We start from the raw sequence: 1,810 nt of genomic DNA on the forward strand, positions 1-1,810 counted from the left end.
CCGGCCCCTCGACCTTCGCCGGCAAGGGCTGCAATCCCAACCTGTTCGTCACCTCCTACCAGAACGACCAGCCGCACGCGACGATGGGCCAGGTTGCGCAGGACGAGGGCTACAAGCGGGTGTTCATCCTGGTGCCCAACTACCAGGCCGGCAAGGACGCCGCCGCCGGCTTCAAAAGCCGCTTCAAGGGCGAAATCGCCGACGAGATCTACGTGCCGCTGAACCAGCTCGATTTCTCCACCGAGGTGGCAAAGATCGCCGCCGCCAAGCCCGACGCGGTGTTCGCCTTCATGCCCGGCGGCCTCGGTATCAACCTGGTCCGCGCCTACCGGCAGGCCGGCCTGGCCAGCATCCCCTTCCTGTCCGCCTTCACCGTCGACGAATCCACCCTGCCCGCTCATAAGGACGCTGCGCTCGGCTTCTTCACCAGCGCAACCTGGGCGCCCGACTTCGCCAATCCGGCCAGCCAGAAATTCGTCACCGATTTCGAGGCAGCCTACGGCTACGTCCCTGGCACCTACGCCGCCCACTCCTATGACGCGGCACTGCTGGTCGACTCAGCGGTCAAGGCCGTAAACGGCAAGATCGGCGATAAGGCGGCGCTGCGCGCAGCACTCGCGAAAGCCGACTTCCAGTCAGTCCGCGGGTCCTTCAAGTTCGGCGTCAACCACTATCCGGTCGAGGACTTTTATCTATGCAAGGTCGTCCAGCGCCCCGACGGTAAGTTCGCCACGGCGACCGTTCGCAAAGTGCTGTCCAACGAGGTCGACCCCTACGCCGCCGAATGCCACATGAAGTGAACCCGGCCGCATGACGGTCAACCTGTTGCTCGTTCAACTCCTGAACGGCACGCAACTCGGTATCCTGCTGTTCCTGGTCGCCGCGGGCCTGACGCTGGTGTTCGGCGTCATGAACTTCATCAACCTCGCCCACGGCGTGCAATACATGCTGGGCGCCTACCTGGCTGCCTCGCTAGCCGCCTGGTCCGGCAGTTTCTGGATCGGCCTGGCGCTGGCCTTGCCCGTCGCACTACTGATCGGGCTGGCGCTGGAACTGCTGGTGTTCCGCCACTTGTACGACCGGGACCATCTCAGCCAGGTGCTGGCAACCTTCGGCGTGATCCTGACACTGCAGGAGGCAGTGCGCGCACTCTGGGGCAGCGCACCGCTGAATGTGCTGCAGCCGGAGGGCCTGGGCGGCGGCATCCAGATCATGCCGGGCCTGCTGTACCCGGTATATCGGCTGGTCATCATCGCCGCCGGGCTGGGTGTCGGCGGCCTGCTGTGGGTGCTGGTCGAGCGGACCCGCATCGGCATGCTGGTGCGGGCAGGCGCCACGCACCCGGCGATGGTCGCCGCGCTCGGCGTCAACATCCGGCTGCTGTTCGCAGTGGTGTTCGGCTTCGGCGCCATGCTGGCCGGTTTCGCGGGCGCGATGGCCGGCCCGGTGTTCGCGGTGGAACCAGGCATGAGCGACAACGTGCTGATCCTCGCCTTCGTGGTGATCGTGATTGGCGGCATCGGCTCGATCCGCGGCGCATTCCTGGCCGCGCTGTTGGTGGGACTGCTGGATACGATCGGGCGGGCGTTCCTGCCGGATATGCTGCGGCTTCTGATGGGTGCCTCGGCGGCCCGGCAGACCGGCGCGGCGCTGGCCTCGATGCTGGTCTACATCGCGATGGCAGCGATCCTGTTCTTCCGCCCGATCGGCCTGTTCCCGGTGCGACGCACGTGACGGCCATGCCGGAAGCCAGCAATTCCAGTCCTCTGCGTCGGGAACTGTACTGCGCCAACCAAGTATTTTTTTACCA

At 65.5% G+C, this 1,810-nt stretch carries 2 protein-coding genes; both read left to right on the top strand.

All coding sequences use genetic code 11. The annotated features are described in order from the left end of the window. The coding region (locus AC3XYG_RS25450; protein WP_489142667.1) for an ABC transporter substrate-binding protein at positions 1-800 on the top strand (800 nt) is incomplete at its 5' end. Positions 801-810: 10 nt separating this feature from the next. Next, entirely contained in the window at positions 811-1,734 is a 924-nt protein-coding gene (locus AC3XYG_RS25455; RefSeq protein WP_489142668.1) for a branched-chain amino acid ABC transporter permease, read from the top strand. Positions 1,735-1,810: the final 76 nt, after the last annotated feature.

Source organism: Inquilinus sp. (assembly GCF_057815775.1).

Bases quoted from the DNA above. Each gene is read 5' to 3' on its own strand.
- AC3XYG_RS25455 (WP_489142668.1), top strand. From the start codon at position 811: ATGACGGTCAACCTGTTGCTCGTTCAACTCCTGAACGGCACGCAACTC.